Source organism: Micromonospora sp. NPDC003816, assembly GCF_042874705.1.
Taxonomy (GTDB): Bacteria; Actinomycetota; Actinomycetes; order Mycobacteriales; family Micromonosporaceae; genus Micromonospora.
In genome coordinates this window covers 77315-95029 of the sequence record NZ_JBIANP010000013.1, presented here as the reverse complement: position 1 = coordinate 95029, position 17715 = coordinate 77315, and the positions used below count along the sequence as shown (strand labels likewise).

The 17715-nt window shown below is 70.7% G+C and carries 12 protein-coding genes; 6 read left to right on the top strand and 6 right to left on the bottom strand.

Going from position 1 to position 17715, the window contains the following annotated elements:
- Positions 1–22: 22 nt before the first annotated feature.
- The 3 genes from ACFYTT_RS27705 (at position 23) to ACFYTT_RS27695 (ending at position 5642) form a co-directional block, all read left to right on the top strand.
- A complete protein-coding gene (locus tag ACFYTT_RS27705; protein WP_387263490.1) occupies positions 23–3232 on the top strand; it encodes a UvrD-helicase domain-containing protein in 3210 nt (1069 codons plus the stop codon).
- A 547-nt stretch (positions 3233–3779) separates the two neighbouring features.
- A complete protein-coding gene (locus ACFYTT_RS27700) occupies positions 3780–4256 on the top strand; it encodes a hypothetical protein (protein ID WP_176096064.1) in 477 nt (158 codons plus the stop codon).
- Positions 4257–4403: 147 nt separating this feature from the next.
- Positions 4404–5642 (top strand): ATP-binding protein, encoded by a 1239-nt coding sequence (locus ACFYTT_RS27695; protein WP_131056729.1) that lies wholly within the window; start codon positions 4404–4406, stop codon positions 5640–5642.
- Positions 5643–5825: 183 nt separating this feature from the next.
- Here ACFYTT_RS27695 and ACFYTT_RS27690 read toward each other — a convergent pair whose 3' ends face one another.
- On the bottom strand, positions 5826–6371 hold the full coding sequence (locus tag ACFYTT_RS27690) for a GNAT family N-acetyltransferase (RefSeq protein WP_131053438.1): 546 nt from the start codon (positions 6369–6371) through the stop codon (positions 5826–5828).
- A 151-nt stretch (positions 6372–6522) separates the two neighbouring features.
- Here ACFYTT_RS27690 and ACFYTT_RS27685 point away from each other — a divergent pair, with 151 nt between their 5' ends.
- Both ACFYTT_RS27685 and ACFYTT_RS27680 read left to right on the top strand, forming a co-directional pair.
- Positions 6523–7068 carry a DoxX family protein gene (locus tag ACFYTT_RS27685; protein ID WP_131053439.1) on the top strand — a complete coding sequence of 182 codons (546 nt, stop codon included), beginning with the start codon at positions 6523–6525 and terminating at the stop codon, positions 7066–7068.
- Positions 7069–7293: 225 nt separating this feature from the next.
- Positions 7294–8739 (top strand): glycosyltransferase 87 family protein, encoded by a 1446-nt coding sequence (locus ACFYTT_RS27680; protein ID WP_176095588.1) that lies wholly within the window; start codon positions 7294–7296, stop codon positions 8737–8739.
- 47 nt (positions 8740–8786) lie between these two features.
- Here ACFYTT_RS27680 and ACFYTT_RS27675 read toward each other — a convergent pair whose 3' ends face one another.
- The 5 genes from ACFYTT_RS27675 to ACFYTT_RS27655 all read right to left on the bottom strand — a co-directional run bounded on the left by ACFYTT_RS27675 (position 8787) and on the right by ACFYTT_RS27655 (position 14758).
- A complete protein-coding gene (locus ACFYTT_RS27675; protein ID WP_131053441.1) occupies positions 8787–9206 on the bottom strand; it encodes a molybdenum cofactor biosynthesis protein MoaE in 420 nt (139 codons plus the stop codon).
- Entirely contained in the window at positions 9200–10459 is a 1260-nt protein-coding gene (locus ACFYTT_RS27670) for a molybdopterin molybdotransferase MoeA (protein WP_387263484.1), read from the bottom strand. Before ACFYTT_RS27670 ends, ACFYTT_RS27675 begins: the two co-directional genes overlap by 7 nt.
- Positions 10460–10481: 22 nt before the next feature.
- Positions 10482–10952, bottom strand: coding sequence for a molybdenum cofactor biosynthesis protein B (locus ACFYTT_RS27665; RefSeq protein ID WP_131053443.1), 471 nt, complete (start codon positions 10950–10952; stop codon positions 10482–10484).
- Entirely contained in the window at positions 10949–11440 is a 492-nt protein-coding gene (moaC, locus tag ACFYTT_RS27660; protein WP_131053444.1) for a cyclic pyranopterin monophosphate synthase MoaC, read from the bottom strand. The genes ACFYTT_RS27665 and moaC overlap by 4 nt, the downstream gene beginning before the upstream one ends.
- Positions 11441–11671: 231 nt before the next feature.
- Positions 11672–14758 carry a BTAD domain-containing putative transcriptional regulator gene (locus ACFYTT_RS27655; RefSeq protein ID WP_387263481.1) on the bottom strand — a complete coding sequence of 1029 codons (3087 nt, stop codon included), beginning with the start codon at positions 14756–14758 and terminating at the stop codon, positions 11672–11674.
- Positions 14759–15201: 443 nt separating this feature from the next.
- On the opposite strand from ACFYTT_RS27655, the gene ACFYTT_RS27650 reads away from it, so the two are divergent.
- Positions 15202–17706, top strand: coding sequence for a putative bifunctional diguanylate cyclase/phosphodiesterase (locus tag ACFYTT_RS27650; protein WP_387263479.1), 2505 nt, complete (start codon positions 15202–15204; stop codon positions 17704–17706).
- Positions 17707–17715 lie beyond the last annotated feature (9 nt).

Here is a 17715-nt window from a genome sequence, read left to right as displayed (position 1 = left end):
GCCGGTCGTGGCAGGATGCGGCGTGCCTCCGTTCAGCGCCGTACCCCCCGGTGGCCGCCCGCCCTTCGTCGCGGATCTGCACATCCACTCGAAATATTCGCGGGCCTGCAGCCGTGACCTGACCCTGCCGAACCTCGGCTGGTGGGCGAAACGTAAGGGCATCGCGGTGCTCGGCACCGGTGATTTCACCCACCCCGCCTGGTATGACCACCTGCGCGAGACCCTGCGTCCCGCCGAGCCCGGTTTATACCGATTGTCCGACGATGCCGAGCGGGACATCGCCCGCAGGTTGCCGCCCCGGCTGTCCAGTCACGCCGAGATCGACCCGGTCCGGTTCATGCTCAGCGTCGAGATCTCGACGATCTACAAGCGGGACGACCGGACCCGCAAGGTCCACCACCTGATCTACCTGCCGGACCTGGACGCGGTGGGCCGGTTCAACACCGCGTTGGGCCGGATCGGCAACCTCGGGTCGGACGGCCGCCCGATCCTCGGCCTGGACTCCCGCGACCTGCTGGAGATCACGCTGGAGGCGAGCCCGGACGGCTATCTCGTACCGGCGCACATCTGGACGCCGTGGTTCTCCGCGCTGGGCTCGAAGTCCGGCTTCGACGCGATCGCCGACTGCTACGCCGACCTGGCCGAGCACATCTTCGCGGTGGAGACCGGGCTCTCCTCGGACCCGGCGATGAACTGGCGGGTCGGCAGCCTGGACGCCTACCGGCTGGTCTCCAACTCGGACGCCCACTCGCCGCCCGCGTTGGCCCGGGAGGCGACCGTCTTCGCCTCGGAACGGGACTACTTCGGCATCCGGGAGGCGTTGCGGACCGGCGACGGGCTGGCCGGCACGATCGAGTTCTTCCCCGAGGAGGGCAAGTACCACGCGGACGGCCACCGGCTGTGCGGGGTGAACTGGGCACCGGAGCGGACCAGGGCGGCCGGCGGACGCTGCCCGGAGTGCGGCAAGCCGCTGACGGTGGGTGTCCTGAGCCGGGTCGAGGACCTGGCCGACCGGCCCGAGGGGTACCGGCCGGAGCACGCGCCCGAGGTGACCCACCTGATCCAGCTCGCCGAGATCCTCGGCGAGATCAACAAGGTGGGCCCGCGCTCCAAGAAGGTCGAGGGCAAGCTCACCGACCTGGTCGCCGCGCTCGGCGCCGAGCTGGACATCCTGACCCGTACCCCGTTGGACGACATCGGGCGGGTCGGCGGTGAACTGCTCGCGGAGGGCATCGGCCGACTGCGCCGCGACGAGGTCCGTCGGGTGCCCGGTTACGACGGCGAGTACGGCGTCATCACCCTCTTCGACCCGGCCGAGCTGGGTGCCGGTGCGGCATCGAGCGGGCAGGAGACGCTGTTCGACGTACCGGTGCAGGTGCCCACGCAGCGGCGACCGGCCGAGTCGACCGGCTCGGAGGCGAAGGCGAAGCGGACGGCGGCCAAGGCGGAGCCGAAGCGCAGGGCGGCACCCGCGCCCGCCCCGGCCCCGCCGATCGCGCCGCCGCCCTCCCCGCACGAACCGTTCGAGCCGATGCTCGCCGGCATGGAGGAGGTGGGCAGCGGGCTGCTGGACCGGCTCGACGCCATGCAGCGGGTGGCCGCCTCGGCACCCGGCGGCCCGTTGCTGATCGTCGCCGGACCGGGCACCGGCAAGACCCGTACGCTGACCCACCGGATCGCGTACCTCTGCGCGGAGCTGAACGTCTTCCCCGAGCGGTGCCTGGCGATCACCTTCACCCGGCGGGCCGCCGAGGAACTGCGACACCGACTCGACGGGCTGCTCGGGCCGGTCGCCGAGGACGTCACGGTGGGCACGTTCCACTCGCTCGGACTGACCATCCTGCGCGAGAACGCGGCCACCGCCGGTCTGCCGGACGACTTCCGGATCGCCGACGACGCGGAGCGGACGGCGGCCCGTGCGGAGGCCGGGGACGATGCGGCCCGGTACACGTCGTTGCTGCGCAAGCAGGGCATGGTCGACCTGGACGACCTGCTCACCCTGCCGGTGGCATTGCTGCGCGACGATCGCAGGCTGGTCGAGCGCTACCGGGACCGCTGGCAGTGGATCTTCGTCGACGAGTACCAGGACGTCGACGCCGTGCAGTACGACCTGCTGCGCCTGCTCAGCCCCGCCGACGGCAACCTCTGCGCGATCGGTGACCCGGACCAGGCGATCTACTCGTTCCGGGGCGCCGACGTCGGATACTTCCTGCGCTTCTCCCAGGACTTCACCGACGCCCGCCTGGTCCGGTTGAACCGCAACTACCGGTCGTCGGCGCCGATCCTGGCCGCCGCCGTGCAGGCCATCGCGCCCTCGTCGCTGGTCCGGGGACGCCGGCTGGACCCGGCCCGGCTCGACCCGGAGGCCCCGCTGGTCGGGCGGTACGCTGCGGCGTCCGTCGCCGACGAGGCCGACTTCGTGGTACGCACCGTCGACGAACTGGTCGGCGGCCTGTCCCACCGCTCGCTGGACTCCGGTCGCATCGACGGGCGGTCGAGCACCCTGTCCTTCTCCGACATCGCGGTGCTCTACCGCACCGACTCCCAGGCCGCGCCGATCGTGGACGCTCTGGCCAGGGCGAACGTCCCGGTACAGAAGCGATCGCACGACCGGCTGCGGGACCGGCCCGGCGTGATGGCCATCGCCCGCGAACTGCGGCACCTCACCGGCGTCGACGGCGCACTGCCCGCCCGCGTACGCCTCGCCGGCCAGTCGCTCGCGGAACGGTTCGCCACCCCCACCCTCGACGGCTCGCACGGGGTCCGGCCGGAGGACGTGCGAACCGCGGTCGACCTGCTGACCCCGCTGGCCCGCCGGTGCGGTGACGACCTGGAGTCGTTCCTGTCCCAGCTCGCGACCGGGGCGGAGGTGGACGCGCTCGACCCCCGTGCCGAGGCGGTCACCCTGCTGACGCTGCACGCCGCCAAGGGCCTGGAGTTCCCGGTGGTCTTCCTGGTCGGGGCCGAGGACGGACTGCTGCCGCTGCGCTGGCCGGGCACCACCCCGGACGAGGAGGCGATCGCCGAGGAGCGACGGTTGTTCTTCGTCGGGCTGACCCGGGCACAGGACCGGCTCTACGTCAGCCACGCGGCACGGCGGGTCCGGCACGGTTCGGAACGTGACTGCCGACCGTCTCCATTCCTCGACGTGATCGACGCCGGCCTCTTCGAGCGGCTCGGCGACGCCGCCGGACCTCGGCGACCGAAGGACCATCAGCTCCGGCTCATCTGAGCGTTCGCCCTCCGCCCGCCGTAGGGCGAGCGGAGGGCGGAGTGACCGGTCCGTGATCGCGTACGGACAGTCGGTGAGACGGCCACGCGCTACGGTGACGTGGACGACGGCCCGCCACCGGCCCAGCGTTTCCACCCACGGCCTCAGGAGTGCGTGCATGGCGAACTACGGACCACCGGGCAGCGGCGGCCCGTCGCCGTGGCACGAGCCGGGCCATGACGAGGCGTACGGCGGCCAGCGCCACGGCGGGCAGCCGTATGGCGGCGACGGGCAACCCTACGGTGGTGGCCAGGGCCATGGTGGCCGGTCCTACGACGACGGTCAGAGCCACGGCGGTGGCCGGTCCTACGACGGCGGCCCGTCCTATGGCGGTGGGCAGTCCCACCACGGTGGGCAGTCCTACGGTGGCGGCTACGGTCCGGGAGCGAGCGGGTCGCCGTACCGGGGTAGCGGACATGACGCGGGCCACGGAGACGACTCGCACGACACCGCGGCGTACCCGCCCTATCAGGACGGCGCGGCGGAGACCGCGTACGCGGGACAGCCCGTGTCGCCGTCGGAGCGGGGACGCGGTCGGGGCCGGATCTTCGCGGTGCTGGCGACGGTGTTGGTGCTCGTGCTCGGCGGCGCGACCGCGTTCTACCTGCTCGGGACGGACGACGAGACGCCGACGCCGGTGGCCGCCCCCACGCCGGAGGAGGCACCGGTGACCCCGGCAGAGCCGGACGACGAGGACGAGACTCCGGCCGGTACGCCGTCGGAGGGCTCGTCCACCGATCCTCGGTTCGTCGAGCCGGGACAGTGCGTGCGCAACGAGGGTCCGGCCGGTGGCAAGCCCAAGCTGGTGATCAGCGAGTGCGCGCCGAAGTCGTACGAGGTGTTGCGCCGCTTCGACGGCGAGACCAGCGGGGAGCGGGACGCCGAGGCGAAGTGCGCGCCGGTCGACGGCTACACCAACTGGTACTTCTACGACAGCGAGTTGGACTCGCTGGACTTCGTGCTCTGCCTCAAACAACGCGGCTGAACCAGGAGCGTACCGACGATCGGTAAAACTAGTGCTGTCTAGCGTCCACGCTAGACAGCACTAGTTTTTGCTCGACCGGCAACACGCCGGTAGCCCCGTCTATCCATGTCTAGCTCCCCGCCTAGACGGGCCGATACTGTGCGATTCGTGGATCCCGTCCGCAACCCGTACGCTCCGGGCGCTGGTCAGCGCCCGCCCGAACTGGCCGGGCGGGGGCGGGAACTGGACGTCTTCGACATCGTGCTGGAACGCATCGCCCGAGGTCGCCCGGAACGGAGCCTGATGCTCACCGGTTTGCGGGGCGTCGGCAAGACCGTGCTGCTCAACACGCTGCGCTCGCAGGCGATCAATAGCCTCTGGGGCAGTGGCAAGATCGAGGCCCGCCCGGACCAGTCGTTACGCCGACCGATCGCCGCCGCCCTGCACATGGCCGTCCGGGAACTGGCCCCACGGCATCGCGCACCGGACCGGATCGACGCGTTCCTCGGGGTCCTCAAAGCCTTCGCCCAACGGGGCGCCCCGACCGGTCGCGCCGGGGCCGCCAAGCTACGCGACCGGTGGCAACCCGGCATCGACGTACCGGCGGCAACCGGCCGGGCCGACTCCGGCGACATCGAGATCGACCTGGTCGAGCTGCTCACCGACGCCGCATCGGTGGCCAGCGACGTCGGCACCGGCGTCGCCGTCTTCATCGACGAGATGCAGGACCTCGGGCCGGAGGACGTCTCCGCACTCTGCGCGGCCTGCCACGAACTCTCCCAACTCGGCGCACCGCTGATCGTGGTCGGCGCCGGACTGCCGCACCTGCCGGCGGTGCTGAGCGCCGCCAAGTCGTATTCCGAGCGGCTGTTCCGCTACCAGCGCATCGACCGGCTCGACCGCATCGCGGCCGACCAGGCACTCTGCGCGCCGGCCGAGCGGGAGAACGTGGAGTACGAGGCGAAGGCGCTCGACCTGCTCTACGAGAAGTCCGGCGGGTACCCGTACTTCGTCCAGGCGTACGGGAAGGCGACCTGGGACCATGCCCCCCGATCACCGATCACCGACGCCGACGTACGGGTGGCCGCCCCGGAGGCCGAGGCCGAGTTGGCGGTGGGCTTCTTCGGTTCACGTTTCGAGCGGGCCACTCCCGCCGAACGCGAGTACATGCGGGCGATGGCGACGCTCTCCCTGGTCGAGGGGGCAACCGACGGAGGCGGCCGGGACGACATGGACGCCGCGGTACCGACCGCCGAGATCGCCCGTGCTCTCGGACGCAAGCCCGCCAGCCTCTCCCCGGCCCGGGACGCCCTGATCAAGAAGGGCTTGATCTACTCCGGGGAGCGCGGCACGGTCGCCTTCACCGTCCCGCATTTCGGTCGCTACCTCCGCACCCAACCCGCCTGACACCCACCGCGCCGCACCCCGCCCCGCCCCGCCCCGCCCCGCCCCGCCGATCATGGACTTCTGGTCGAGGTTATGTACCGGAATCACCCGTTCTCGTAGCGCCACGACTCCATGATCGACGGGGCCAGGGGCGGGTGGGGCGGGCGGCCCGGGGGCACGTGAGGCGGGGGCGGGGGGCGGGGGTCAGACCTTGGACCAGGGTGGGGGGAAGACGACGTCGCCGTGGGGTGGGGGTGGTTCGTTGCTCGTCGACGGGGGCAGGACCAGGGCCTGCCATGGCTCGCCCAGACCGGACCAGGGGCTGGTCAGGCCCATTCGGTCGGCTCGGCTGAAGCCGAAACGCCGGTAGTACGCCGGATCGCCGAGCACCACGACCAGTCGCTCGCCGAGTTCCGTGGCGGCTTCCAGGGCGGCCTGCACCACCGAACTGCCGAGCCCGATCCGTTGTCGGTGCGGTGCCACCGCCACCGGCCCGAGCACCAGCGCCGGGGCGTTGAGCCCGTCCGCGCAGACCCGGACCCGGGTCAGCAGGGCGTAGCCGACGATCTCGCCGCCGTACTCGGCGACCATCGCCAGCCTCGGCAGCCACGCGTCGCCGGCCCTCAGTTCGTCGACGAGGCGTACCTCCGGCGGCGTGGCCACGTCGGGGCGGGCGAAGGCGGCGGCCAGTACCCGGCGGACCGCGCCGGTGTCTGCCGGGTCCTCGGGTCGGAGCCGCAGCGTCGTCACGCCGGGAGGTTACCGCGCGCGACGCACGCATCAGTGACGGTCGCTGGAATCGGCGTGGCGTCCTCACCACTCGGCCCATCCGACCCACCCGATCGATCGAGATGGGCCGTTGCGGGGCATGTCGAGGTCACGGACGGGGTATGACTGTTCCATGACGCCCGTACGATCCCTCGCCCGCGCCATGTTGAGCGGCATCTTCGTGGTCAGTGGCGCCCGCAACTTCACCAACCCCGAACGCCTGGTGCCTGCGGCGCAGCCGGTCACCGACCGGGTGGCGCCGCTGCTGCAACGGGCCGACGCCCGCATCCCCACCGACACGGTGAGCCTGATCCGTGCCAACGCCGCCGTCCAGTTCGGTGCCGGGCTGATGCTGGCCACCGGGAGGTTCACCCGGCCGGCGGCCCTCGTGCTGGCCGGCACGCTGGTCCCGGTCACCCTCGCCGGACATCCCTTCTGGCGTAACGACGACCCGGCGGCGCGGAACAACAACCAGATTCACTTCCTGAAGAACCTCGGCCTCCTCGGCGGGTTGTTGCTCGCGGCGGCGGACACCGAGGGGAAGCCGGGACTGCGGTGGCGGGCCGGTCACCGCATCGGCCACTCACGACGGTCGGTACGCCGTGCCGTCCGGACCGCACGCCGTGAGGCCCGGATCGCCGTCCGCTCGGCGGCAACCGCGCGCCGAATCCCCGGCTGAGTCGCAGTCGCTCCTCGCTGACCTGCATTTATCCCACCCCCACACTGGCTAAGGCCGCGAATCACCTGAACCGCCCGGTAGGCGTTAACGCGGTGGAAATGTCAAAAGATTGTGTGGGATCGGACACGGTCGCATAACGCGGGAGGCACTGACGTGAGGCGCCGTTCTAGGCTCCCTACCGGACCTGGACGGGTAGGACGACCTTGGTACGGGGGTGGCCGAGCCATGCCGACGAGCGTCGGTAAAAGGCCGGACCGCCTCGCCGCAGTCCGCCGCGTAACGCGTGGGATCGATCGTAGGACAGTCGTACGGGCCGGCATCGTCGCCGCCGTCGCCTATGCCGCATGGCTTGCCATCGGCGCTTTCGGGCGTCCGTACAACTTCTTCGACATGAAGATCTACCACGGCGCGGTGGTCTGGTGGGCGAGCGGTCACGAGCTGTACGAGTTCGTCGCGCCCGACACCACCCTGGGTTTCACCTACCCACCCTTCGCCGGGCTGGCGATGCTGCCCATGGCGCACCTGCCGGTGAGCGTGGCAGGCCTGGTGAACGCGCTGGTCAGCATCGTGGTGCTGGCGGTGGTGCTGGCCGCCCTGCTGCGGCCGATCGTGGACCGGCTGGGCTGGCCACTGTGGTACACGGTGGCCCTCGCCACGCCGATCGCCCTCGCCATCGAGCCGGCCCGGGAGACCCTCGGCTACGGGCAGGTCAACCTGCTGCTGTTCGCCCTGATCATGGCTGATCTGGTGGCGCTGCGCTGGCGGTCGCGGCGCGGCACGCACCAGGCGGAGAGCGACGGTCCGCTGCTGCGGTTCGTCTACGGTGGTGCCTGGGCCGGTGTGGGCATCGGCCTGGCCACGGCCGTGAAGCTCACCCCGGCGTTGTTCATCTTCTATCTGATGATCACTCGCCAGTGGCGGGCGGCCGCGACCGCGATCGGCACCACCGTCGCCGTGACCATCGGCAGCTTCGGCGTCGTGGGCGCCGAGTCCCGGGCCTACTTCGGCAACGTGCTGTGGCAGACCGAGCGGGTCGGTGCGGCCGACATGACGCCCAACCAGTCCCTGGCCGGTCTGCTGGCGCGGCTGTACGACTCGATCGAGACGCCGACGCTGCTCTGGCTCGCCTTCGCGGTGCTGGTGCTGGCGCTGGGTCTGTCCCGGGCCTCGCAGTCACACGCCGACGGTGACGAGCTGACCGCCTTCACGCTGGTCGGCCTGACCGCCAACGTGATCAGCCCGATCTCCTGGACGCACCACCTCGTCTGGGTGATCCCGGCGATCATCGTGCTGGCCGACGCGGCGATCCGCCGTCACGACGCCAGTCGAGGTCCGGCCGTGCGGTCCCCCTCCGGCACGTACGGCGGCCCACCTGGGGTCTCCACGCTGCGCCCGCCGATCTGGTACCCGACGTTGACCGGGCTCCGCCACGGCATCGCCGCGATCGGGCTCTACCTGCTCTTCCTGATCTCGCCGATCTGGCCGTACGAACACCAACTCCCCGAGGTCTCGCACTACGAGAACGGGCTGTTCGGGGCGCTGATGGAGAACTCGCTGGCGCTGGCCCTGATCGTGCTGGTCGCCGCGTTGCCCTGGCGGCCGGGTGCGGAACCCGCCTTCTACACCGACCGGATGGCCCGCACCGCCGCGCTGCTGCATCACCGGCGCTGACAGCGGAGCGTCGGCGGTGCCGGGTCGACGTGACCCGGCACCTCCGGTCACGGGCAGTTGACCCACTCCTCGGTGCCGTCGGCGAAGACCTGCCGCTTCCAGATCGGCAGCCGGGCCTTCACCTCGTCCACCAGTTTGGCGCAGGCGGCGAACGCGGCCGCCCGGTGTGCGGTGCTGACGGCCGCGACCAGTGCCGCGTCGCCGATGGCGAGCGGACCGATCCGGTGCGACACGGCCACCGCGTAGACGTCGGGATCGGCGGCGATCTCGGCCGCCACCTCCCGCAGGATGGTGGCGGCACTCGGATGACCCTCGTACTCCAGGCTCACCACCGCGCGGCCGTGGTCGTGGTCGCGGACCACTCCGGCGAAGGAGACCACCGCGCCGGCCCGCCGGTCGGCGACGGCGGCCTCGTGGGCCGCCAGGTCCAGCGGTTGCTCGGTCACGTCCCCGATCACGATCACCATGCCCGCTCCCCGGGCAGCAGCGGCAGCGGGACCAGCGGCACCCGATCGCCGACCTCGCCGGTACTGCCCGGCCGGATCACGGCGAACCCGTCCGAGCCGGAGAGCCCACGCAGCATCGCGGACCCGACGTGCCGGACCGGGCGGGCCGTCCCGGCAGCCTGGTCGAGGCGGACCAGGGCGAGGTGGGTGTGGTCGCCGCGTCCCGGCACCGGCTCGGCCAGCGTGACATGCGGCAGCACCGGCGCCACCCGGCCGGCGAGACCCGCCAGCAGTGGCGCGACGAGCGAGACCAGCGCGACGACGGCGGACTGCGGGTTGCCGGGCAGCCCGGCGACGAACCGGACCCGACCGTCGCCGCCGACCACCCGGGCCAGCAGCATCGGGAAACCGGGGCGTACCGCGACGGTGTTGACCACGTAGTCCGCGCCGAGTTCGGCCAGCGCCGGATGCAAATGGTCGACCGGCCCGTGCATGGTCCCGCCGGTGGTGCAGACCAGGTCGGCGTGGGCCAACGCGGTGCGCAGCGCGGCCACGTGGTCGGGCAGCGTGTCGGCCACCGGGCCGACCACATCGGCCGGACGGATCTGACAGCCGTACCGCCGCAACCAGCTCGGCACGGTCGGGCCCAACGCGTCCCGGACCCGCCCGGCGGCGGGTGGACCGGCGGTGAGCAGTTCGTCCCCGAAGACCAGCAGCGCGGCCCGGGGCTGCCGGCGTACCCGCAGCGTGTCGTGACCGCAGGAGGCGGCCAGTCCGATCACCGCCGGGTCGACCGGGGTACCGGCCGGAAGCAGTTCCTCGCCGGCCGCCGCCTCCTCACCGGGACGCCGCCACTCCGGCGTACCGCGCGGCACGCCGTCGACCGACCCGTCGGCGGTACGCGTCGACTCCTCCACCCGCAGCACGGCGGTGGTGCCCGACGGCACCATCGCACCGGTGGCGATCTCGACGGTGGTCCCGTCCTCGGTCAACGGGTCCGGCGTACCACCGGCCAGCACCCGCCCGACCACCCGCCACGGACCGGCGCCCCGGACCGCCCAGCCGTCCACACTCGACGTGGGGAACGCCGGTAGGTCCGTCCGGGTGGTGAGCGGTTCGGCGAGGGTGTACCCGTCGATGTCGGCGAGCGGGCGCTCGATCGCGGGGAGCACGGCGGCCAGGCCCACCGCGTACACCCGGGAGCGCGCCTCCGCCCAACCGGCCGGCGGCGGTGCGGCGGCGCCCTCGGTGGCGGATGCGGTTTCCGTTCTCACCCGGCCGAGCCTAGCGCTTCGGCTAGTGGTCGCCACCGCGCAACTGGTCGACGGCGTGCGCGAGGATCGGCCCCAGCACGGCGAGACCGTCGCGCGCTCCACCGGTGGAACCCGGCAGGTTCACCACCAGGGTGCGACCGGCCACCCCGGCCACGCCCCGGGACAGCACGGAGGTGGGCACCCGGTCCCGGCTGTGGGCGCGCAGCGCCTCGGCGATGCCGGGGATCTCGTAGTCGAGCAGTGCCCGGGTCACGTCCGGAGTGCGGTCGGTGGGCGTGATCCCGGTCCCGCCGCTGGTGACCAGCACGTCGACGCCGGCGGCCACCGCCGCCCGGATCGCGTGGCCCACCGGTTCGCCGTCCGGCACCACCACCGGGTCGTCCACCTCGCAGCCCAGCTCGCGCAGACCGTCGGCGAGCAGCGGGCCGCTGGTGTCGGCGTACACGCCTGCGGCGGCGCGGTTGGACGCCACCACCACCCGGGCGCGGATCACGGCCGGTCCGCCGGACGCTCCCAGAGGCCGGTCTTGCCGCCCTCTTTGCGCACCACCCGGACCGACTCGACGCTCGCCGCCGGGTCCACCGCCTTGACCATGTCCACCAGGGCCAGCCCGGCGACCGCCACGGCGGTCAGCGCCTCCATCTCGACGCCGGTCCGGTCGGCCGTGCGGGCGGTGGCGGTGATCTCGACGCTGTCCGTGGTGGGCACCAGGTCGACCGTGACACCGTGCAGCGCGATCGGATGGCAGAGCGGGATCAGGTCCGGAGTGCGCTTGGCGCCCATGATCCCGGCCAGTCGGCCGACCGCCAGCGCGTCCCCCTTGGGCAGCCCGTCCCGGCGGAGCAGCTCGATCACCTCGGACGTGGTGCGCAGCCGACCGGCCGCGACGGCCACCCGACCGGAGACCTGCTTGGCGGAGACGTCGACCATGCGCGCCGCACCGGTCGCGTCGACGTGGGTGAGCTGGGCGGGTTCGGTCACGGCGGCGAGCCTATCGCCCCGCACCGACGGACCCGGTCGTGCGGTGTTACGCGGAAGGAGTGGCGCTTGCGCGCCGCCCCCTTCCGCACCCTGCCGTGGCAGCTGGGACATGCCGGTGGCAGGCGTCGCGACGAGATCCGTCGATGGCGGATCTCCCCCCGTCGGCGACCGTCGAGACGCTACCCACCCGGTCGATAAGAAATCGATAAGCGACGGCCTGGGACCGGTGCCTCAGGAGGACTCCGTGGTGTGGCGGTGGTCGGTCCCGGTGGGGTCCGCCAATCGGCGTTCCACCTCGAACCGCTCCGGTACCCCCATCCGACGGAAGATCGCCAGCGCACGTTCCGCGTGGCGGCGCGCGGCGACCGGATCGTCGGCCCACAGCTGGTCGGCCAGTCCCATCAGTGCCCTGCCCTGCTCGTACGGATGGCCGATCCGCGTCGCCACCTGCAACGCCTCATGGTGCAGGCCGATCGACCGTTCGGCGGCACCGGACTCGGCGAGGGTCAGCGCCAGATCGTTGAGGGCGGCGGCGTGGACGTGACGCTCGCCCGACTCGATCGCCAGTCTCCGGGCGGTCTCGTGCTGGTCCACCGCCTCCTCTATCCGACCGAGGCACCGGAGCACGATGCCCATCTCGTTCCGGGCTTCCGGCTCGGCGTACCGGTGGCCGGTGCGCTTGCGGAGGATCAGCACGGTCCGCAGGGCCCGGAGTGCCTCCTCGTACCGTCCCATCCGGCACTTCACCCCACTGATGTGACTCAGCGCGTTGAGGATGTGGAAGGTGCTACCCGCCTGGCGCCCCGCGAACAGGTGCAGCCGATGGAGGTGCAGCGCCTCCTCGTACCTGCCCAACAGCATCAGGGCGAGCCCGATGTTCGGCAGGAAGCTGGGCACCTCGTCGGCACCGTACCCGTTGGCACCGCGTAGGCAGCGTTCGCCTACCCGCGCTGCTTCCTGGAGTTCACCACGTATCCAGTGCACCGCTACGAGGTTCGTCCGGTACCGGACGAGGTTCGGCAGGTCGTCGTGCCGCTCGGAGATCCGCACGGCTTCGGTGACGTGAGCGAGCGCATCGCCGTAGTTGCCTTTGCGCAGGTAGGCGGAGGCAAGGTAGTTGTGCATCGCCGCCACGGCGTCCTCGGCCCCGGCTGCTCGGGCCGCCAGCAGCCCGTGGCGGTGGGTGGAGACGATGTCGTCGAAGTAGGCACGGACGTACAGGAAACGCCAGAGCAGTCGGGCCAGTCGCCACGACTGGTCGTGAAGTCCCTCCTCGTATGCGCGGGCGACGAGTGCGACCAGGTTGACGCGCTGCGCCGCCATCCACTCCTCGGTCGGTTCGTCCGCAGCTCTCTGCAAGTCGGGGCGGCGAGGTGGATCGAGGGTCACGTGTCGTCGGACGAATCGGGACTCGAGACGATCGGCGACCGGAAAGCTCAGATGGAGCATGGTGTCGATCAGGTCGCCCAGTGCCTCATCGCGAACGGCCTTCGTGTCGTTCCGTAACGACAGTTCGCGTGAGTACTGCCGGATGAGGTCGTGCATTCGGTAGCGACCGATCCCGACATCCTCGATCAGATGGCAATCCAGGAGCTCGTCGAGTGTCCGGACGGCCACCTCGGTGGCGAGTCCGGACAATGCGCTCGCCATCGTCGTGTCGAACTGATCACCCGGATGCACGCTGAGCAATCGGAAAAGTCGCCTGGCCGCACCGGGCAACGATTCGTAGGAAGCAGCAAAAGCACCGACGACGGTCCGGTCACGCGACGTCAGGTGATCCAACCGACGGACGTTGTCGTCGAGCAGCTTCGCGAGGTCGGCCAGGCGCCAGGTCGGGCGATGTGCCAATCGCGAGCCGGCGAGCCGGATCGCCAGCGGCAGCCGCCCGCAGTGTTCCACCACCGCCGCTGCCGCCTCCGGTTCCGCGGCCACCCGTTCCGCGCCGACGGCCGAGGCGAGCAGCGCCACACCCTCCGCCCGATCCATCACCGGCAGGGACAACGGCGGGCTGACGTCCAGGCCACTGATCCGTCGCCGTGACGTCACGATCACCACGCATCCCGGGGACGTGGGCAGCAGGGCGGCGACCTGCTCGGCATCGGCCGCGTTGTCCAGCACGATGATCAATCTGTGGACGGCCAGTTCCTGACGCCAGAGGGCGAGGCGGTCCTGGAGTTCCGGAGGGATGCGGTCACCGGGAATGCCGAGCTGCCGCAGCAACGTGGCGAGTGCCGCAGACGTGTCCAGCTTCTCCGTCCGGTCGTGCCCTTTGAGATCGATGAACAGTCCGCCGTCCGGATAGTGCTCCCTCAACCGGCCGCTCACGTGGACGGCGAGCGAGGTCTTACCGCTGCCGGCCATCCCGTCGACGAGATGCACGGCGGAAGCTTGTCGTCCGACCCGGTGCGTCTCCGTCAGCAGGTGTTCGACCGCGGCATCCCGGCCCACGAAGTCCGGGACCGCGCGCGGCAGCCAGACCACACCCCGCCCGGGTGCTGAGCGCAGGCGTGACTGACCAGGTAACCCGGACGTGACGACGGACGAGGCCGATGTCAGGGCAGGAGGCCGGCGAGGCGCACGCTCCTGTTCGACTATCTGTCGATAGAGCTTCCGGAGTTCGGCCCCGGGTTCGATACCGAGGTGTTCCCGCAGCATCCGGCGGGCTGCGGCGTACGCTGCGATGGCACCGGCGTGGTCGTTCCTGAGGTGCAGGGCACGCATGAGGAGCAGATGGGCCCGCTCCCGCAGCGGTTCCCTGGCAAGCAACTCCCGCAGCAGCGGCAGGACGGGTTCGTAGCGACCGAGCCGGATCTGCAGTTCGGCCAAGAGCTCGGCCGCCAGCATCCTGTCCTCAGTCGCCGAGGCCACGTGCGCGAGCAGGGCCGGCCCGAGGGCCACGCCGGTGAGCATGGGTCCCTGCCAGCGAGCCAGAGCCTTGTCGAGCAGCTTCGCCGCCGCCGCCTCGTCCACACCGATGAGCGCCCGTGCCGCGCCGACTTCCGACTGGAAGGCGTAGACGTCCACCTCCGTCCGCTCCACCAGAAGTCGGTAGCCGTCTCGAGTGCGAACCAGTACCTCACGTCCGGGAAGCATCGACTCGATGCCACGACGCAGATTCGCGGCGTACGTCCGGACGTTCGGCACGGCGGAGGGGGGCGGGCCATCCGGCCACAGTTCGTCGACGAGCTGGTCGACTGAGACCAGATGCCCGGCGTTGCACGCGAGCACCGCGAGCACGGTCTGTTGTTTCGGTGTGCCGAGGGTGAGCGTGATCGAGCCGACATGGACGACGAGCCCACCGAGGACCTGAACCCGCACGTGCTCCTCTACCGCATCCACCTGATCACCGTGTGCAGCTTAGCGACCACAGCCCGAGCAGATATCCCGCCCTGATGCGGCATGCTGGCCGAAGCGACGATGATATGCGCAGACACTTCGGCCACCCTGTTCGAAACAGAAAGCGCGACATCACCGACGCGGAGGGCCACAACTCAACAGCTACGGCATTTAGACCCTCCGTCAGGAGGGTGGGACAGAACGTTACATAACACCATCATGTTGGCCCATTCTGCGCAATACGACATTTATTATAGCTAAATTGAGCAAACGCCCCCTAGTGTTCGGTCATCAGGCAGGCCGGGAACAAGCCAGGGGGTTGAGATGTACTCGCACGAATGGAAGTGATCCGTCTTCTTCTGCGCCAGCGTCGACACGAGTACGATTGCGGAGCGCAGTCCCTCGGTGACGAATGAGGACGAGGCTTGGCTCCACAGCAACGACAGACCGGGACCGATCGGCGGCTACGCCCGCTAGTCGGTCTCGTCGTCGTTTCAGCCGGGCTGACAGGTGCCGTGGCCGCCGCCCACCTGCCGAGCTACGGCGGCCGCGAGGCCACCATCGTCTGGGCCACGTTGATCTCGCTGGTCGCCGTCGCCTTCACCGTGACGGTCAGGATTCGAATTCGTTCGACGAATCACGAGATCGCCTGGACCGAAACCGCCATCGTGATCGGCCTCGCCGTGGCACCGACCCCGGTGGTCATTCTGGCCACCGGCCTGGGAATCGCCATCGCCACGACTCCGACACGACTGACGCCACTAAAGAGAGCCTTCGGCATCAGCAAGAACATGCTCGTCGCCGGCGGCGCAGGACTCGTTCTCGAGATCCTCGAATGGACACCGAACAATCCAGACGTCGCACAGACGGTCATTCCACTGGCAGCCGCCTACCTGACCGCAGTACTCCTCGACGAAATCATCACCCTGCCGGTGATCGCGATGGCGACCGGCACTTCACTACGCAAGCTCTTCCGCGACGACTGGGATCTCCGCCTGACTGCGGCACTCACCCGGCTCCTCGTCATTGTCGGTACCGTTCTGACGATCAAGATCGACATTCGGCTGCTGCTCGCCGTACCACCTCTGGTACTCAGCCTTCACCTGCTCTACTCGAGCAGAGTGCGCACCCGCACCGAACAACAAGCCTGGCAACGGCTCGCCCAGACCACCGACGCGCTCAACGTCGTCGAACTCGACGACGTACTCACCACGGCGGTCACCCGCGCCGCCGAACTCTTCTCCGCCGACGAGGTCGAGATCGAGCTGCGCGAGGACGGCCGGGTGGTACGCGGCTCCACCGAGACCATCACGTACGACGGCCCCCTCGGCGAACCCACCGAGGTACACGGCGCCACCGTCCCCGTACGCCTCGAAGGACACGACAAGACCGTCGACGTCGGCATGCTGCGGCTACGCTTCCGCGGCCCGGTACGGCTCTCCGAACGGGAGCGGTACACCCTGCACACCTTCGCCTCCGCACTGTGCACGGCCGTCCGCAACGCCCAGGCGTACGCCGAACTCGCCCGGGTGGCCCAGGCCCACGCCCACGCCGCCGCACACGACGCACTGACCGGGCTGGCCAACCGACGCCACCTGCTCGAAGAAGGCAACGAGCAGTTGCACCACCGGCACGCCGACGGAATCACCGCCCTGGTACTCATCGACCTCAACCACTTCAAAGAGGTCAACGACACCCTCGGCCACGCCGCCGGCGACCAGATGCTGATGCAGGTCGCCGAACGGCTCCGCACCGCGGCCCGCGCCGACGACCTGGTCGCCCGCCTCGGCGGCGACGAGTTCGCCGTACTCCTGCGGGCACTTCCCGCCCCCGCCGTCGCCACGCACCGCGCCGACACCCTGCTCGCAGCCCTGCACGAACCGTTCGACGTCGACGGCATGCGGATCAGCGTCGAAGCCAGCGGCGGGATCGCCGTCGCCCCCGCCACGGGCGGCATGGTCGAACTGCTCCGACGCGCCGACGTCGCCATGTACCAGGCCAAACGGAGCGGCAACCGGATCGCCACCTACGCACCCGCACGCGACACCGCAGACATCGGCCGACTCACGCTCGGCGGCGAGCTGCCCCGTGCCGTCGCCGACCAGGAGTTCACGGTCAACTTCCAGCCCATCGTCGACCTCGGCACCGGCGAAGTCATCGCCGCCGAGGCACTGGCCCGCTGGCACCACCCCACCCACGGCATGATCGACCCACTGCGCTTCCTGGAAGCCGTCGAACGCTCCGGACTGCTCCCCGCGTTCGCCGACGCCATCCTCGACCAGGCCCTGATCGCCGCCGGCACCTGGCGCGACGCCGGCTTCGACGTCCCGGTCGCGGTCAACGTCTCCCCCCGCAGCCTCCTCGACGCCCGCTTCCCCGGATCCGTCCTGGCCCGCCTACGCGCCCACGACCTGCCCCCCGACCGGCTGGTCCTGGAACTCACCGAAACCCTCACCCTCAGCCAACTCGACGTCGTCGACCAGGGACTCACCCGACTACGCGAGGCCGGCATCCGGCTCGCCCTCGACGACTTCGGCACCGGTTACTCCTCGCTCTCCCTGCTCTCCCGCATCCCGGTCCACGAACTCAAGATCGACCGAAGCTTCGTCACCGCCATGGAGTCCGCCACCGAAGCCGCCGCCATCATCCGCTCCACCCTCGACCTCGGCCGCAGCCTCAACCTGGCCGTCGTCGCCGAGGGAGTCGAACGCGAAGCCCAACGCCGCGCACTCTGGGAACTCGGCTGCACCGCCGGACAGGGCCACCTCTTCGCCCGCCCACTCGCCGCCGGCACACTCCTCGCCGCCCTCCAACGCGGCGCCGGCGGCCGACCGGGAAGCCTCGCCGCACCCCTGCACGACGCCGGCTCCGTCGTCCGGCTACCCAAGGGACGACGGCAGGGGGGCCGGGGCCACCACCAGCCCGCCTGACACACTGGC

What these genes read in the sequence shown, in the direction of transcription:
- ACFYTT_RS27680 (WP_176095588.1), top strand. Translation starts at nt 7,294, where the DNA reads ATGCCGACGAGCGTCGGTAAAAGGCCGGACCGCCTCGCCGCAGTCCGC.
- ACFYTT_RS27675 (WP_131053441.1), bottom strand. Translation starts at nt 9,206, where the DNA reads ATGGTGATCGTGATCGGGGACGTGACCGAGCAACCGCTGGACCTGGCG.
- ACFYTT_RS27685 (WP_131053439.1), top strand. Translation starts at nt 6,523, where the DNA reads ATGACGCCCGTACGATCCCTCGCCCGCGCCATGTTGAGCGGCATCTTC.